The 16,822-nt window shown below is 33.9% G+C and carries 15 protein-coding genes and 1 pseudogene; 4 read left to right on the top strand and 12 right to left on the bottom strand.

Translation table 11 applies throughout. From position 1 onward, the window contains the following. Positions 1–88 precede the first annotated feature (88 nt). The gene (locus C564_RS0111645; protein ID WP_018765451.1) at positions 89–2,230 is read right to left on the bottom strand and encodes an MMPL family transporter; all 2,142 of its coding nucleotides are present in this window, start codon (positions 2,228–2,230) and stop codon (positions 89–91) included. A gap of 265 nt (positions 2,231–2,495) precedes the next feature. Next, entirely contained in the window at positions 2,496–4,376 is a 1,881-nt protein-coding gene (locus C564_RS0111640; RefSeq protein WP_018765450.1) for an FtsX-like permease family protein, read from the bottom strand. A 419-nt stretch (positions 4,377–4,795) separates the two neighbouring features. On the opposite strand from C564_RS0111640, the gene nadE reads away from it, so the two are divergent. Further along, on the top strand, positions 4,796–5,614 hold the full coding sequence (gene nadE, locus C564_RS0111635) for an ammonia-dependent NAD(+) synthetase (RefSeq protein WP_018765449.1): 819 nt from the start codon (positions 4,796–4,798) through the stop codon (positions 5,612–5,614). A gap of 59 nt (positions 5,615–5,673) precedes the next feature. On the opposite strand, the gene C564_RS0111630 is transcribed toward nadE, so the two are convergent. The 5 genes and pseudogenes from C564_RS0111630 to C564_RS0111610 all read right to left on the bottom strand — a co-directional run bounded on the left by C564_RS0111630 (position 5,674) and on the right by C564_RS0111610 (position 9,396). After that, positions 5,674–6,180: a hypothetical protein gene (locus C564_RS0111630; protein ID WP_018765448.1), complete on the bottom strand. Its 507-nt coding sequence runs from the start codon at positions 6,178–6,180 to the stop codon at positions 5,674–5,676. A gap of 100 nt (positions 6,181–6,280) precedes the next feature. Beyond that, positions 6,281–6,742 (bottom strand): annotated as a pseudogene (locus tag C564_RS33440) (NUDIX hydrolase). Positions 6,743–6,781: 39 nt separating this feature from the next. Next, a complete protein-coding gene (locus tag C564_RS0111620) occupies positions 6,782–6,979 on the bottom strand; it encodes a DUF4083 domain-containing protein (protein ID WP_018765445.1) in 198 nt (65 codons plus the stop codon). 312 nt (positions 6,980–7,291) lie between these two features. After that, positions 7,292–8,452: a transglutaminase domain-containing protein gene (locus C564_RS0111615; protein ID WP_018765444.1), complete on the bottom strand. Its 1,161-nt coding sequence runs from the start codon at positions 8,450–8,452 to the stop codon at positions 7,292–7,294. Between the two features lie 206 nt (positions 8,453–8,658). Further along, complete coding sequence (locus C564_RS0111610) at positions 8,659–9,396, bottom strand: YwqG family protein (protein WP_003197034.1); 738 nt, start codon at positions 9,394–9,396, stop codon at positions 8,659–8,661. 239 nt (positions 9,397–9,635) lie between these two features. On the opposite strand from C564_RS0111610, the gene C564_RS0111605 reads away from it, so the two are divergent. Then, positions 9,636–9,803, top strand: coding sequence for a YjcZ family sporulation protein (locus C564_RS0111605; protein WP_003197032.1), 168 nt, complete (start codon positions 9,636–9,638; stop codon positions 9,801–9,803). Between the two features lie 88 nt (positions 9,804–9,891). Next, positions 9,892–10,821 carry a patatin-like phospholipase family protein gene (locus C564_RS0111600; RefSeq protein WP_018765443.1) on the top strand — a complete coding sequence of 310 codons (930 nt, stop codon included), beginning with the start codon at positions 9,892–9,894 and terminating at the stop codon, positions 10,819–10,821. A 265-nt stretch (positions 10,822–11,086) separates the two neighbouring features. On the opposite strand, the gene C564_RS0111595 is transcribed toward C564_RS0111600, so the two are convergent. From C564_RS0111595 to C564_RS0111585, 3 genes are all read right to left on the bottom strand, one after another. Then, positions 11,087–11,920, bottom strand: coding sequence for a VanW family protein (locus tag C564_RS0111595; RefSeq protein WP_018765442.1), 834 nt, complete (start codon positions 11,918–11,920; stop codon positions 11,087–11,089). 226 nt (positions 11,921–12,146) lie between these two features. After that, complete coding sequence (locus C564_RS34670) at positions 12,147–12,314, bottom strand: DUF3933 family protein (RefSeq protein WP_003197025.1); 168 nt, start codon at positions 12,312–12,314, stop codon at positions 12,147–12,149. Between the two features lie 66 nt (positions 12,315–12,380). Continuing rightward, entirely contained in the window at positions 12,381–13,832 is a 1,452-nt protein-coding gene (locus C564_RS0111585; protein WP_018765441.1) for an aminotransferase-like domain-containing protein, read from the bottom strand. A 121-nt stretch (positions 13,833–13,953) separates the two neighbouring features. On the opposite strand from C564_RS0111585, the gene C564_RS0111580 reads away from it, so the two are divergent. After that, positions 13,954–14,565: a LysE/ArgO family amino acid transporter gene (locus tag C564_RS0111580; RefSeq protein ID WP_018765440.1), complete on the top strand. Its 612-nt coding sequence runs from the start codon at positions 13,954–13,956 to the stop codon at positions 14,563–14,565. Between the two features lie 403 nt (positions 14,566–14,968). On the opposite strand, the gene C564_RS0111575 is transcribed toward C564_RS0111580, so the two are convergent. Continuing rightward, positions 14,969–16,198 carry an MFS transporter gene (locus C564_RS0111575; RefSeq protein ID WP_003197019.1) on the bottom strand — a complete coding sequence of 410 codons (1,230 nt, stop codon included), beginning with the start codon at positions 16,196–16,198 and terminating at the stop codon, positions 14,969–14,971. A 271-nt stretch (positions 16,199–16,469) separates the two neighbouring features. Next, on the bottom strand, positions 16,470–16,676 hold the full coding sequence (locus C564_RS0111570; protein ID WP_003197017.1) for an alpha/beta-type small acid-soluble spore protein: 207 nt from the start codon (positions 16,674–16,676) through the stop codon (positions 16,470–16,472). Positions 16,677–16,822: the final 146 nt, after the last annotated feature.

The following is a 16,822-nucleotide window of genomic DNA, read 5'->3' as shown; positions in this document are numbered from 1 at the left end:
ATTTTCCTGCTTCAATATTTTTCTCAATATAAAAAAACATCTTTTCCACCAGATATTCTGACGAAAAAGACGTTTTTGAAATCCTATATTACTTCATTTTTTGCGGCCACAAACTCCATTTCTTTAATAAAAGCATAATCGCTGGAACAAGCAATGTCCGCACAAGGAATGTATCGATAATAACCCCTAATGCAACTACAAATCCAAACATAAACAGCTCTAATAAGGGCTGAGTAGTTAATACAGCAAATGTAGCCGCTAATATGATACCAGCAGAAGAAATGACGCCTCCTGTCGCTGTTAACCCATTTTCAATTGCTGCTTGTAACGAATGCTGTGCTGCTTCTTCCTTAATGCGTGAAACGAGCATAATATTGTAATCAACACCAAGTGCAACAAGGAACACAAACGTATATAACGGAATTCGATAACTCATGTCAGTATATCCAAACAAATGCTGGAATAAGAACATACTAAGCCCTAATGCCGCACAATATGATAACAATATCGTTCCAATCATATAAATTGGTGCAATGAGTGATTTTGTTTGAATACCTAATAAAATAAAAATTAAGATAGAGATTAACACAACGATTAATGTTGTATCATGATTATTAATGTCATACAGATCCCCTTGCTTTGCTGTTTCACCTGCGAAATAAACATGACCATCCTTTACAAATTCACTTTCTTTACTTTGAAGCGATTGAATCGTGTCCATTGCTTGTAATGAGTATGGTTGATCTTTTAAAATTAATTGTACTTTTGCCGCTTTTCCATCCTCAGACAATAATTGACTTGTGTTCTTTTTAATCGTTTCAATAGAAGGATTCAATCCTTCTACACCTTTTTGTTTGTCTAGCTTTTCTACAAACTGTACGATTTCTTCATTTGATAATTTTCCCTCTTTATTTACTACAACTGTAATTGGTGCCAATTGACCAGGAGAGTATTTCTTTTCAATTAATTCATATCCTTGTCTGGATTCTAAATTGTCCGGGAAAGACTTTAATAGATTGAATGAATACTTAATTTGAAAAATATTCATTGAGCATACAATTAGAAATACAGCAACCGCTCCTCCAATAATATATGGTCTACTTACTACGACATGACTCACCTTTTTCCATATCACATGTTTTTCTTTTTGCTGCCCAACTTTTGGAATAAACGGCCAGAATGCTTTTCTACCAAACAGCGTAAAGAGGGCAGGTAGTAATGTAATTCCACCTAGAATAATGACAACAAGCGCAATAGAAAATAGCGGGGCGAAGTTTCGATAACCATTATATACTGCGAAAAACAGCATTAACATCGAAGCAAGCACAGTACTCCCACTAAAGAAAATCGGTTCGCCTACCCTTCTCATCGCTTGCTTCATACTTTCATATTTATCTTCACGCTTTTGCAACTCTTCCTTGTACCTTGCAAAAGTAAATAAAGCATAATCCGTTAACGCCGCGAATAATAAGATTGACATAATCGACAAGGATTGTGATTTTATTTCGAGGCCAAATTTACCAAATAAACCAAGGGTTCGGTCGATTACTTGGTACACAATAATTGCCGCTATGAGTGGAATAACTGCTAATAGTGGCGAACGATAAATCATAATTAATAATACAAAAATCAACCCAATTGTTGATAATAGAAGTACTACATCAGCATTTTTAAAAATTTCTAACGTATCCGCAGCAATCCCCGCTGGACCCGTTACCTTCGCCTCCATACTAGAAGGTAATTCCTGTTTCAATTCTTTTTTTATTTGATTTACAGTATTGTGAATCTCTTTTACTTCTAGATTATTTGTCATTGTAACAGGTAAAATAAAACTTGTTTTATCTTTAGATAAAAAACCTGTTAACATTTGAACTGGCATTTCACTAATTGGTACAATTTTCTCGACATGCTTTATTTTCTTATCCTCTAGCCTCTTGGTCATTTCTTGAATATGTTGTAACTCTTCTTCCTTCATTTCCTCTTTTTGATCAAATACAATAATAGCCGGTAATCCTTCATCATTTGGAAAATACTTTTCTACTTGTTTTTCAGCTTGCAAGGATGCTGCGCTTTTCGGAATGCCATCACCACTTACATTATTTGCGTATTTCTTTGCTGGTTTGGAGACTCCTGTTAGTACAAGCATAATAATAATCCAAGATACAACAATGATTTTCGCACCTTTTTTACTACTCGCAAAGTCTGTTGTGCTCTGTAACCATTTCAACATACAAACCCTCCTTACACATTATTAATATTTAATAAAGTTAATTATTAACTTTACACTATATGTATATTGCTTTCTTACAAACAAATAAAGTGTAGGACAAATATATGTGAAAAACAAGACTGTTCACAAAAACTACAAATTAATAATTGTATATACAATTATTGAAATATTACATGTAAACTCTTAAAAATATCCAAGTTTTTATTTATATAATAAAAACTCCCCTAACCTCATGTGTTAGGGGAGTTTTATGAACTACTATATGTTAACTCATTCGTAATCTTTCTTTCAATTGCTTTAAATAACGTGATCGTATCAGGATAAAGTACACAATTTGAATCCCTACAAAGATACTTAATACAATCGCATTTTCTTTTACAAGTGAATACTCAAACATTTGCCCTAAAGCTGTTAACGCAACTGCACCATGTAATGTCGCAACACCAATTGGAACAAAGAATAATAGCCCTAATCGGATCGTTACTACTTTTGCTAACTCACCACTTGTTAAACCTACTTTTCGAATGGAATCAAATAAACGATAGTCCTCTTCTAAGTCAGAGAATAAGCGGAAGTATAAAAAACTACCTGCACAAACAAAGAATACAATACCAATAAAGAATCCTACAAAAAAGATAGGTCCAGCAAATTGTAAAGCCTGATTTTGATCATATTCTGCAGCACTAAATCTTGAATATTCTTGATAAGCTTTTATCTGGTGGGTAAGTTCTTTTCCAGCTTCAATTTCATTTTTTGTTTCGTTTGTTTTATACATGTAATCTTTTACTTCTTTGAATCCATCTTGTAGTAAATTATATTGAGCTTCTGAAACTACATAGATATTTCCAGTAAGTACTTTACCAAGAGAAGATGTGTTAACTTTTTTTACCTGCAACGATTTGTTATCATTCGGTAATTCAATTGTTGTTCTTTCTTTTTTCGGTGGACCTGGTATTTCTATCGATAGAAATAGTACTGCATTTTCAGTTAATAAATCAACTGGCTCCCCCGTTAACTTTGCATACTTTTTATAATCAGATTCTCTTACAAATGTCGCATCTCTTAGTGGTTTATTTTCAGTTTTCTTTGATACAATATCTATTTTTTCAGCAGATATATGATATTTCTTCAATGTTTGTCCAATGAATCGTACGTGCTGTGGCTCATTTTCATCCCCTTGTTTAGAGTGATAATGAAATGCAATTGGTTGATTCATGATTCCCTTTGTCATGGAAGCAAAGCCGACTAATGTACCAATAGCTGAAAATGCTACAGTTGAAATAATGGTAACAATAAAGAACATCCGCGCGTTATCTCTCATACGGTACGCTAAATCTGAAAGAGTAATAATATTCGTTCTCGTCCAATACAACCGTTTACTCTTTTTACATGCTCGAATAATAAATACGCTGAGCTGCTTATAAAATAAGTATGTGCCAATAATGACAACTGTCGTTACAGGAATCAACATAATAAATACCATGGCACCATGCGAAATTAAAGCACCTATATATCCCGCTCCAAGCAATACTATAGCTAAGAACGAAGAAATAATTGAAGCTTTTGGTTCAGGCTTTGCTTTTACTGCACCTCTAAATAGTTTCATAATCTGATTTTTACGAATCAGCCCTGCACTAAAGAATGAAATGATAATAAATAATATGAAAAACATAATGCTTGTTACACCGATTGCTGTTGTTGGTACATAGTATGATAAAGATAAATCTAACTTTAGTAATAATGGCGCTACCAAAATCAATATCCCCGAAAACAGCATGCCGCAAATGATGCCTGTAATAATTGCAGCGATACCGATCATAACATTTTCAAAAAAGATAAGACGCTTTAATTGAAATTTCGTCATACCTAGCATCATTAAAATTCCCAATTCACGCTTTCTTGTTTTTAAAAACATTCCCATTGAATACAAAATAAAGAAAAACGTAAAAAGATAAATAATAACTTGTGCAAAAGACATACTTACAAACACATATTGACCTAATTGGCCTGCGCTTAATGCAGGATGAAAAGCAAAAAATGAGTAAACAAAAAAGGCCATAATTGCAAATGCACTACTCAAAAAATAAGCTGAATATGTTCGTCTGTTTCGCGTTACATTACGAAACGCTAATTCCCTAATATTCATATTGTTTCTCCGCCCTTCCAATCACTATACTGCAATCATAATGAAGCGAAGAAATATCTTCCATCGATTCAAATGACAAAAACCTTACATTTTTGAAAGGTTACAGAAAAATTGATTAAACGAAGCAGTTTCATTATAATAACTACATTCATATTCATACGTTCAACCTATTGTATATTCGCTAATTTTGCGAAATAATATGAATGGAGATTTACCCCGCATTAACGGGCAGTAAGATCCCCACCTCAAGATTCAGAGAGGGCCTAGGAAGATAGGTGGGGGATAACTGCCCGTTAAAGCCCGATTGGTTCAACTAACCATCCGCGAGGGATGAAACCTCCCCGCAGATGGAAGTTTCACTTTATGAATCAGTACATATATATTTATCGCTCGTTCTATATGAATAGGAGGAAAACATAATGACATTACAAGAACAAATTATGAAAGCACTACATGTTCAACCTGTAATCGATCCGAAGGCAGAAACTCGTAAACGAATTGATTTTTTAAAAGACTATTTAAGAAAAACCGGCGCAAAAGGATTTGTGCTTGGAATTAGTGGTGGACAAGATTCTACACTAGCGGGTCGCTTAGCACAACTTGCAGTTGAAGAAGTTCGTAATGAAGGAGGCAACGCAACATTTATTGCTGTACGTCTTCCATATCACGTGCAAAAAGATGAAGATGATGCACAATTAGCGTTACAATTCATTCAGCCAGATCAATCTGTTGCTTTTGATATTGCATCAACAGTTGATGCATTTTCAAATCAATATAAAGACTTATTAGGAGAGTCATTAACAGACTTCAATAAAGGAAACGTCAAGGCTCGCATTCGTATGGTCACACAATATGCAATTGGTGGACAACAAGGTTTACTTGTTATCGGAACAGATCACGCTGCTGAGGCTGTAACAGGATTCTTTACAAAATTCGGAGATGGCGGTGCTGACCTTCTACCACTTACAGGCTTAACAAAACGTCAAGGAAGAGCTTTATTACAAGAATTAGGTGCTGAAGAACGTCTTTACTTAAAAATGCCAACAGCTGATTTATTAGACGAAAAGCCAGGTCAAGCTGACGAAACAGAATTAGACATTACATACGATCAACTAGATGATTACTTAGAAGGAAAAACAGTTCCTGAAGACGTTGCAGAAAAAATCGAAAAACGTTATACAGTAAGTGAACATAAAAGACAAACACCGGCATCAATGTTTGATGATTGGTGGAAATAAACATATAAAGAAAAAAGAAGTCAATTTATATTGGCTTCTTTTTCTGGATTTTTTAAGCATTAATGTCTCATCAATAACACTATCCCTTTAAAAATTGCCACCCACACTACAAATGGCAAGTCTAACGTATTATGAACATTAACATTGTAATCATACATACTCAAAACATTTTTATATATCGAGGAGATTTTATTGGCTGTCATTATCAATTCTTCATCTTTACTTATAGTAATATTTTTAAATGCAAGCGTAGTCTTTATCTGATAACTATTTTTACCATACACTAAATTAAGTTCTTTTAATATAGACTCTTTTTTTAACAATGGTATATTTTTAACTCTCGCAATTTCGCTTCCATCCGGATGACACACTATAAATACATTATATATAACGCTTTCTTTTGTTGATATTGCCTTATACTCTTCTTCCCTACAAAAAAATGAATATTTTCCGTTTGGAAAGCTCCATCTAGGATAAAGTAGTATTTCTTCATTCGTTTTCGTTTCTTGTATATAAGTTTTTCTCAGGTCCATAAAGGAATCTTTAAAAACAAATTCATAAGTCATATCTTTTTCCTCTTGTCTTTAAAGTCTATTGTCTAATAGAGCAAACTAACTATTAACTAAATAAAAAATGTACGATATTCTTTTTAATGCAGTTTTTTCGTTAACGATATACAGCTGTTTTCCCTTTCAGAATATCTTGCAAACAATCCTTATGTTGTTCATTAAATAGTACAGGCATTTGATCTAACGGGAAAAACTGTAAATCTAAAGTTTCTTCTCCATCTATGTTTTTACTTCCACCAATTATGGAGCATTTAAAGAACATTCCTATCGTCTGTGCTTGATCTCCATTCGGATATGTATGAAAATACTTTGTATATACGCCTATAAGCTCATCCACTTGCACCATATACCCAGTCTCTTCCCTTATTTCTCGAATTGCAGTTTCTTCAGCCGATTCTCCAAATTCCATTGCCCCGCCAGGAAATCACCATGCACCATTATCCCCTCTTTTTTGAAGAAGCACTTCACCTACTTCATTAAAAACACAGCCGCCAGAAAAATTCAAAATTACATAATCATGCCCTACTTTTGTTCTTAATTTTCTAATATAATCAGCCATCTTAACTCCTCCAATATATCCTTCACCTATTCTATTTAATTATTTTTTATCTTTTTCAAGTAATTCTATAATTTTATCGAGCTTCTTCTCTATCTGATCGGACTGAACATTTTTTGTGGAAGAATTTATTAGTAATCTCCGAATAAAAAGAGTGAAAGATACGACAAATAACACAATAAGGCCTATCATGATGCACAAGTAGATCATTGCAAATATATCATTTTCAAATAAAGACACATCATTCACCTGATTCCTATTTTTGATGATTTTAACATAACTTTACAATAAATAAGGTTTTAATTATGTGTTATCCATTCTAAAAATAATAGTTTTCTTCTATTTGTGGGCAGTAAGATCACCACCTCAAAATTCAGCAGAAGCAAAGAGGATCAACTGCCCGGAAAAGCCGGATTGGTGAGGGCTAATAATCAGTGGGGAATGGAGAAAACCCCACTGATTAAATTTTCATTTTATATGACTTAGCTATTTTAGCTTCTCTTTCTACTAACAACTAAGAAAAAAGAGTATCTACGGAAGATACTCTTTTCATTAATACTTAAACGTAATCGTCGCCAATGAATAATCAGCTTGCGCACTATATGGAGCTACTTGATAAGAAACTCGTTTCACTCCGTTTGGCCAAGAAATTTCATTTAATACTTTTTTAACATCTTGCATCGTTCCATCCATAGACCGCTTATAGCGCACTTCTACTTTTTTAGGTTGTCCTGCAAATTGCTTCTGTAATTTTTTCTTTAATTCATTGTAGTTATCCGCTCCATATTTAGCAGATAAATATACAAGATTTGTATCCTTTAACATTTGCTGATATACCAGTGTTTTTGGACTTCCTACCTTGATTTTACTTGTTAATTCATTATAATAATTTGTTGTTGCTGCCGGATATTTACTCCGATCCCAGCTATGATCTTTACTGAATTGTTCATCAGACATATTAAAATATGAATAGGTTACACGTCCCTCTTTATCTGGAACCGGATCATCAAACGTAGTATCGAGATGATACCATTTTCCATCGATATTCACTAGATTCCAGGCATGCGCTTGCCCATCCCCCATCCCAGTTACGATATGGGATTGAATACCTGCTTCTTTTAATAATTGATAGGTTAATAATGTATATCCTTGACAAACCGCTGAACGATTCACCAACGCTTCATACGCCGTATAAGCTTTATAGGAAGTATCGTATGAAACATGTTTCACAACATAATCATGAATTGCTTTCACTTTTTCATGCTCATCCATGCCAACCTTCAAAATAGAACTTATAATTGATTTTGCTTGCGCCTTTACATGTTGCGTTTGTTCTTTTGATTCACGATATGTAATTTTTAATGTAAAAGTATAATTTTCTGGTATACCACGAATTGAATATTTTGTACTTGCTACATTGTATTTTAAGTACTCATCTGCATCTACTATCTTAGTATACTCTTTATAGAGCGTATCCATCACTTCTCTACCATTCTTAGCTTTTGTTTTATATGTGATTGTAATATTTTCTTCACGATTATCAATATGTTTTTTTAATTCTTTTTGGAAACTTTTTAATAATTTGGTATCCGGTTTTATATCGTCTACTTTTTCATTTGTAGCTGCATAAGATACTGCTGGAACTTGTAAACCACCAATCATAATCGTTGAACAAAGTGCGACAGCTGTTAAATACTTGTTTGATTTCTTCATCTCATCTTGTCACGCCCTTCTACTTAAAATCATAAAAAATGTTCATATACTTTTAAAGTATACAATACTTTTTCAAAAAGAAAATATGGGATTGTGCATATTTATTAATCATTATTTTATCATCACTAAATATCGAATTTTTAAAAAATATACCGTAAAAGAAAAGCAGTAAACTCTTCAATAAGAATTAACTACTGCTTTTCCTTCTAACAAGACTGCAATACACAACATGTATTTTCAAAACGACGTTGCTTTAAATCTTCATTTCCAATGCAGAAATACAGCATCCCTAAATCTCCCCACATCATATTACAATTTGTATAGTCAGAGTCAACTTGGAATAACAATGTCATATCCTGATCATTAATACCAGCATATTCTCCAGCCTCCTCAAATACTTCTCTTTGCACTGAGAACGGTTCACCAAATACTTGATGATTATCATAATGATCTGGCATTAACTCCTCTAATAGTTGTAGAAAACGATCCGAATCAGCTTCATCTTCAATAAATAGCTCAGGGAGTTTATATGTTAGCTTAAATGATAATGCACATTGTGTATATTTTGATGGTTGATCACTTATCCTCTGTAATTGTTCTAGCGGAACGTTATAATATAGAACACGCCAAGTACCATCATATTGATAATTGCCATTATAGAAGAAATACAACATACCTGTTTCAGGTAAGTCATGCTCTATGTTCACGCCTTGTAGGTCAGCTAGATTGAATTGTGCAATAAAATCTAACGCTTTCCCTTCATAAGTTGGGTATTCAAATGTAGATGGAACATCAGGCATTCCCCCCATCTTTGAACAGCCAATTGAAAGTGACTCCTCTTGTCTCGGAATAACTTTTACACATGGAAATATAGTAGCTAATAGTTCTGGTTTTATATGTGTTAAATCATATTTATCAATTAATAAATCAATCTGGTTTCTCATAACTTCTCCTTACGTAAATGTGCTTATCCGTATCATAACACACATACAGTACATCCTTCATCCTAAAAAATCGAAATAAGTTATTCAAAAAAACAGGCTTATCCCTAGGACGCGAATAAGTTTAAAACAGCATAGTATACAGTGTTCCTACAAACACGATCTTTCATAATTCCTTATAGCAGATCCTCAAATTGTTCATTTTTCTTTATTTCAACTTTTATTATAAGGAGGCATTCCATATGGGTTATGGTTATGGTGGCGGTTACGGCTACAGTTGTGGTGGCGGTTACGGTTACGGCGGTTATGGTGGTGGTTGCGGTTACGGCGGTTTCGCTTTATTAATCGTTTTATTCATCCTTCTAATCATCATTGGAGCTAGCTGCTGTGGCGGCTTCATCGGTTGCTAAGTGGCTTTAAAAACTATTGTAAAAAAGCACGTGAATCACGTGCTTTTTTGCTATACGGCAAATCCAATCTTTGAAAGGAATTATTCCTATGAAAATCGATGGTGTCTTTGAAGGTGGCGGCGTTCGAGGAATTGCACATGTTGGTGCAATTTGTGCATTAGCAAAGCAAGGCTATGAATGTGAACGTGTAGCGGGAACATCAGCTGGAGCTATTATTGCAGCCCTTCTGGCAGCAGGTTACTCTTGTGAAGAATTAAAAACAATTATTAGTAACGTTAATTATCATCAATTTATAAAAAAAACTTTACTTGATAAAATTCCTTTTGTAGGAAAGGGATTAAATGCATGGGCTAAATTAGGGATTTATTCAAATGTTTTTTTAGAAACATGGTTAGAAGACTTACTACACAAAAAAGGGATTCATAATTTTAGCGACTTATCTAATCCACAAAACTTAAAAATCATTGCCTCAGATATTAGTAATGGAAAGATGGTTATTTTCCCTGATGATTTACCAAACTATGGATTTACAAATCAAGATTTCTCTATCGCAAAAGCTGTTAGAATGAGCAGTACTATCCCTTTCTATTTCGAACCAGTAAAATGGAAAACACCTAAATGGAAACAACCTTGTTATATGGTTGATGGAGGTCTTCTTAGCAATTATCCAATTTGGATTTTTGACTCACCTAATATACCCCGTTGGCCAACTTTTGGCTTTCATTTTGTAAAAAATGAAATACAAGCTGAACCTGTTCCTTATGAAGATCCCATCTCGATGTTTAAAGGCTTATTCAAAACGATGATGCAAGCACATGACTTACGCCATCTAGATAAAGAATCGAAAGCAAGAACCATTGCAATTCCAACTGGAACAATTACAAGTACAAAATTCCAATTAACTACTGAGGAAAAAGAATGGCTTTATCAGTCTGGTTTTCACGCTGCCGAAAAATTTTTACAGTCTTGGAATTTCAAAACATATATTAATCGATTTAGAAATGGGAATTGGATTTGAAAAAGAAATTAGCATTACTATCCATAGAATCCTTAGAAAAATACTTCTTACTGTATTCATTTACTTTTTTCATTATTTTCACATGGATATTGTAAGACCACTAAATCATAAAAAAGAAATAAGCCTAATAAACTAAATGTTTTATCCTACTACTTACGAACAATAATACCTCCAACTCAAAGTCCAACGAAAGTAAAGATGTTAGAGGTAAGATTAACTACCCGTAAAATTAAAGTTTCATTTTATTAGGCTTCTTCATAAAGTACTACTCCTCACTTTTACCACTACTATAAGCCAGAAGTGGCTCATACATCATTATTGCGTGATTTCCCGTTACATATTGATCCTCAACAAACTGTTTTTGTTGATTAAACGCTCTACGATGTATGACATTACATCGGATATAGCCACCCCAATACGCTGGCTTAATTGCATGTTCTTTTTCATATACTTCATATTGGTAAAGCTGAGGATAGGCTGTTCTCCATTCCCCTACTAAGTGTTCGTCTGTCACGTAAAGATGAAGTTGATAAGCTTGATCTGTTTCATTTTTTATTTGTAAATCAAGATAGTTATAGGAGCAAGTCGCACCACTTCCAAACGGCTGTGTACGCTTTGAATCAGGAAATACATCATAGCTATGACGATATCGCTCTGTTACGGTTAGTGTTGTATGTAATGTCATCCAGTATATTAAATTTGAAAGTTGACAAAGCCCACCTCCAACTCCTGGTTTAAAAGTACCATAATGCAATACCATTCCTTCTACATACCCTTTTCTCTTTGTAGTCTTACCTATTAAACGCCAATAAGAAAATGTTTCTCCCGGCTTAATTACAACACCATTTAACTGTTTAATAGCGATTTTCAAATTAATAATTTTATTCTCTTGATACCACATATCTACATCTTTAAGTTTACGAAACAGTATTGTTCGATGCTGTATAACAGTACAAGGTAACTTTTCTTGTTGAAAAGTTTTAGCATACTTTTTCCCATCCGTTAACCATTGAATATTCCTTTTTACAGAGTAATACCACGTTCCTAACATAATACGATACTTAGACCTTTTTTTAGGCCGTATGTTTACTTCATTCATTTTATTCTCTCCTCTATCATCTATGTATTTTCTATGGTTAAAATAATACTTATAAGCTCATACAGCATTCTTATTACTGTTTTCAAACAAAATATTATAATATACAGAAATAAGTATAGTATTATCTTAGAAACAAAGAAATGATGTTTGAAGTTAATTTTATACAAATATGAAAAAAGAGCGAATCTTAGATTCACTCTTTTTCTCTATTTTAGTAGCTTAACAATTAGGGATACTGTAATCCCTCCGCTTCTTCAGCAGTAACAACAACGTAGCGGCTTCCCGTCCTTAACCCTAATAATTCTGCTTTTTCAATCGCTTCTTGTTTTGTTTCTGCATAGGCAGCTAAATACTTTGTTCCATCGATAACCTGACAAATGACATATTGTTTCATATTTCTTCTCCTTTTTCAATTACTGGTATTTATGATATCATTTTTCACTTCTAAAAATTGTGATTATTATACTGAGAGATTCTTTATCAATCTCGCAACCATTTCAATCCCTTTCTCTATATCATGCATTGAGGCATATGAATAAGAAAGACGTAAATATTGGCTTGCATTTCTATCATACACATTCCCAGGATTGAGTAGAATTTTTTCTTGTAATGCTTTTTCAAACAACTCCCGCATCGAAATGTTTTGTTCAATATGTAGCCAAATATAAAATCCACCGCTTGGTATTTGCCAAGTTGCTATATCTCTGCAGTATTTCTCTAGCATTGCAAGCATAAAGTCTCTCCGTTTTTTTAACTCAATTCGTATTTGCTGTATATGTTTCTCATATAACTCACTTGCAAACCATTCTGCAGCAACTCGTTGTGATAACGAACTCGAGCCGTAATCCATTTGCATTTTTATATCTGCCAATCTTTTAATGACTGGTTCTGGTCCAACAACCCAGCCGATTCTTAAACCCGGACTAATGACTTTTGACATACTTCCAATATGTAATACGATCCCATTTGTATCATATGCCTTCAATGGTTTTGGTGGAGACGAATCAAGCCATAAATCTTGATACACGGCATCTTCAATTATAGGTAATCCAATTTCATTACATACTTTCATAACGTCTTGCCTTCTTTGTTCATTCATGACAAGACTTGTTGGATTATGAAAAGACGGAATAGTATATAAAATTGAACCATTGAATCGTCTTTTATATTTTGAAATAAGTGATGGCTGAACCCCATTTTCATCCATCGGAATACCAAACAAACGCATTCCTGCAGATTGAAAAACATTGAGGGAGTATAAATAAGATGGTTTTTCAAGTAAAATGGATGAGCCTTTGCATAGAAGTCCCATCGAAATAAGTTGCAGTGCTTGAATTGCTCCCGAAACAATTAATATAGATGCCGGCGATGCAAAAATATCATATTTTTGTAAATACGTGGCTATTTGTTCTCTCAACTTGAAGTCTCCTCTTGGTTCCTCATATCCTAAAGGAATTTTCCCACGAGAAAGTTCTTTCATGATTTGCTTCGTTTTCTTTTCAGGTAAAAGTTCTGGTGAAAGTTCACCAGTACCCAATCGAATGATATGTGGATAAAATTCGGCTTCATTAATTTCTTGAATGGTAGGAAGATTCGGATAATAAATACCTGTTTCTACATAAGAATTCCAGTTAGGAGGAGGCACCAAAGTTGATACACTCCATGTATCGTTTCTCACAATTGTTCCTCTTCTACCCTTTCCCTCAATCAATCCTTGCGCTGCTAATTCATCTAAAGCCATTATAATTGTACTTCGATTCACTTCAAATGCTTGTGAAAAAGCTCGCTGTGACGGTAATTTTGTACCAATCGTCCATTCTCCATTTATAATCTTCTCTTTTATATATTCCTCAATTTGTTTATATAAGGGAATCGGAGAGAATCCATTTGGCTTCCAGTCAAATCGCTCCATTTTATCACCTCACTTCTTTTTGGTTGGTTTATTATCCAACCATATGGATGGATACAATTTCGATTTTCTTCTATACAATATACACTATCATATTTCAGTAATTTATATGGGAGGAAATAAAATGATTGAAGCAATTCTTCACGGAATGGTTCTTGCGTTTGGACTCATTATTCCATTAGGTGTACAAAACGTCTTTGTCTTTAACCAAGGTGCTAGTCAGCCAAATATTTTACGGGCTACACCAGTTGTTCTAACCGCATCAATCTGCGATACAATTTTAATTTTGATTGCAGTACAAGGTGTATCACTTATGCTTCTGACCTTTTCATGGCTAACAACAATACTTTATGTAATTGGATTTTTCTTTCTGATTTATATGGGATGGATGATTTGGAAAAGTGATTCTACAAAAGAGACGATTGAAGCAAAAACGATGACTATCAAAAAGCAAATTATCTTTGCCGCTTCTGTTTCCTTATTGAATCCTCATGCAATTTTAGATACAATTGGCGTCATTGGCACAAACTCTATTCAATATGTAGGCAACGAAAAATGGGCCTTTGCTTTTACAACAATTATAGTTTCTTGGCTTTGGTTTATTGGCTTAGCATTTGCAGGGCACGTGCTTGGAAAATTAAATTCATCAGGAAACTCAATTGCAATTCTAAATAAAATTTCAGGGGTTATTATTTGGGGAGTTGCTCTTTACATGCTAAAACAACTCATTTTTTAGAAAAGAAAGTATAACGGTTCAGTATATTTATCCCGCATTAACGGGCAGTAAGACCCCCACCTCAAAATTTGGCAAAAGCAAAGAAGTTAGGAGGGGGATGAACTGCCCGTAAAAGCCCGATTGGTTCAACTAATAATCAGTGGGGGATGAAGAAAACCCCCACTGATTAAAGTTTCACTTTATAGGTAATTGTTAAACAATAATTAAAGTTGTATTTCTTGTATAATGTTCATAAAAGGAGCAGTTACTTATATGGAATTCCGATATCCGGTAAGCCATTAACAGCGGGCCTAAATAAACTTGTTGAAAATTTTGATTAACTGGCAATACCTGATTATGATCACTATGTTGATCATACGAAAGAGAATTAACAGGTTGAAATGAGATATTAAAAAATTTTGAATTAAGATGTAGGTTCCGGAACTGAATTTAAAGGTTTATTATTCTTTTTAGGCTTAATCCACACAATTGTAATAATTGCTCCAGCAACTGCAAATATGCAGGTTAAATAAAATACTTCATGATCTGTCCCCTTCATAAAGTAAGCATACAGAGGTGGTCCCGCTGCTACACCAGTAAAACGCATTGAACTATAAAAAGAGGTAACAGTTCCTCTTTGTTCTTTTTCAATTCCTTGTGTAATAAGAGCATCTAAACACGGTAAAGCAATCCCGATTCCCATTCCCATAACAACAAGACAAAGAATTAACAAGTAAATGCCTTTTAAAAATAATGGAAGTATAACAGACGCGGCTGCTAATATAAATCCGATATATATACATTTTTTCATAACATCTTGGTCATCACCGATTTTCTTTCCTGCCATGTATGAACTTATTGATAATACAAGCAACGGAATCGCAAGTATACAGCCTTTCCAAATTCCATGAATGTTATATTTCTCTTCCAATATCGTAGACAAATAAAAAAGAATTCCAAATAATATGAGCATAATGATAGCACCTAATGCAAAAATTGCGACTAACCATCTTCCCTTTTCTTGGAAAGTTGAACCGATTGATTGAATGAATTCTTTGAAAGGTGGTGCTTGATTTTCTTGTTTCTTTGCTTTTACTAACAGTAATAATAAGATGATAGCAACAGCACATAAAACTGGAATGGCCCAAAATGGTAAAAACCATACTACTGCTGCGAGAGCAGAACCTAATATTGGACTTAGCACTTTCCCAAATGTATTTGACGTTTCAATGATCCCTAATCCCGTACTTACTTGTTTTTCATCTTTATATAAATCGCCAACACATGGGATTACAACTGGCATCGCTCCAGCAGCACCTATCCCTTGAATCGCTCTTCCAATTAGAATCCAAACATATGGATTTTCCACTTTCCATGATACCCAACCCGTTATTGCACCACCGATAGCTGCAATTAACAAACTTGGAACCATTACCATTTTACGTCCCCAGCGATCCGATAAATACCCAGCAATCGGAATCAATACAATAGCAACGATAGAATATATTGTAATAATCATGGATACTTGAAAAGAAGAGATATGGAGTTTTTTTTCAAGTGTCGGAAGGATTGGAATTAGCATGGAATTTCCTAATGTCATAACAAGTGGAACAGATGCAAGTGCAATTAAACAACAGTTTTCTTTTTTTAGCATGTTGATTTCGAGACCCTTCCTCACGTATTTCTTTCCATATAGTAACCCTGATGAAATTCATTTTTAAATTTCATCAGGGCTATCACATTTTGTCTGCTTTTCAACTTATATAACAAAAGAAATTGGAGTATATCATAGCATTACTTCTATTTTCCCAATCCTTACAACAGTATATTCGTGCTATTAAATGGAAAACTCACTTTTGTTTTAGTAAAAACTATACAAAAAAAAAGAAAGGAAGAATTCTTCCTTTCTTTCATACTGCTTTAAATTAACGAGTATACCCGCCACCAAGCTGTTGTTCTGCCATAGCTACAAGGCGTTTTGTGATTTCACCACCTACAGAACCATTCGCACGTGAAGAAGTATCGGCTCCAAGTTGTACACCAAATTCCTGTGCAATTTCATACTTCATTTGATCAAGTGCTGCTTGTGCTCCGTTTGATACTAACTGATTTGAATTACGATTTCTAGCCATTACCGTTCACCTCCTTTATATATTAAAATGTTTAAAAATTACACGTTTTATACTTGGTATTTATTGGTAAAAACATACATTTTTTAATTCTGGAATAAAAGTCCTAGTATGAATACACCTTCCCATGGGCTAAATACATTCGTAAG

The organism is Bacillus sp. 105MF, assembly GCF_000374885.1.
GTDB classification, from domain to species: Bacteria; Bacillota; Bacilli; order Bacillales; family Bacillaceae_G; genus Bacillus_A; species Bacillus_A pseudomycoides.
The sequence above is the reverse complement of the archived record's forward strand: the minus strand, read 5'-3'. Positions and strand labels throughout refer to the sequence as shown.

What these genes read in the sequence shown, in the direction of transcription:
- C564_RS0111645 (WP_018765451.1), bottom strand. Translation starts at nt 2,230, where the DNA reads ATGTTGAAATGGTTACAGAGCACAACAGACTTTGCGAGTAGTAAAAAA.
- C564_RS0111640 (WP_018765450.1), bottom strand. Translation starts at nt 4,376, where the DNA reads ATGAATATTAGGGAATTAGCGTTTCGTAATGTAACGCGAAACAGACGA.
- nadE (WP_018765449.1), top strand. Translation starts at nt 4,796, where the DNA reads ATGACATTACAAGAACAAATTATGAAAGCACTACATGTTCAACCTGTA.
- C564_RS0111630 (WP_018765448.1), bottom strand. Translation starts at nt 6,180, where the DNA reads ATGACTTATGAATTTGTTTTTAAAGATTCCTTTATGGACCTGAGAAAA.
- C564_RS0111615 (WP_018765444.1), bottom strand. Translation starts at nt 8,452, where the DNA reads ATGAAGAAATCAAACAAGTATTTAACAGCTGTCGCACTTTGTTCAACG.
- C564_RS0111610 (WP_003197034.1), bottom strand. Translation starts at nt 9,396, where the DNA reads ATGAGAAACCAGATTGATTTATTAATTGATAAATATGATTTAACACAT.
- C564_RS0111605 (WP_003197032.1), top strand. Translation starts at nt 9,636, where the DNA reads ATGGGTTATGGTTATGGTGGCGGTTACGGCTACAGTTGTGGTGGCGGT.
- C564_RS0111600 (WP_018765443.1), top strand. Translation starts at nt 9,892, where the DNA reads ATGAAAATCGATGGTGTCTTTGAAGGTGGCGGCGTTCGAGGAATTGCA.
- C564_RS0111595 (WP_018765442.1), bottom strand. Translation starts at nt 11,920, where the DNA reads ATGAATGAAGTAAACATACGGCCTAAAAAAAGGTCTAAGTATCGTATT.
- C564_RS34670 (WP_003197025.1), bottom strand. Translation starts at nt 12,314, where the DNA reads ATGAAACAATATGTCATTTGTCAGGTTATCGATGGAACAAAGTATTTA.
- C564_RS0111585 (WP_018765441.1), bottom strand. Translation starts at nt 13,832, where the DNA reads ATGGAGCGATTTGACTGGAAGCCAAATGGATTCTCTCCGATTCCCTTA.
- C564_RS0111580 (WP_018765440.1), top strand. Translation starts at nt 13,954, where the DNA reads ATGATTGAAGCAATTCTTCACGGAATGGTTCTTGCGTTTGGACTCATT.
- C564_RS0111575 (WP_003197019.1), bottom strand. Translation starts at nt 16,198, where the DNA reads ATGCTAAAAAAAGAAAACTGTTGTTTAATTGCACTTGCATCTGTTCCA.
- C564_RS0111570 (WP_003197017.1), bottom strand. Translation starts at nt 16,676, where the DNA reads ATGGCTAGAAATCGTAATTCAAATCAGTTAGTATCAAACGGAGCACAA.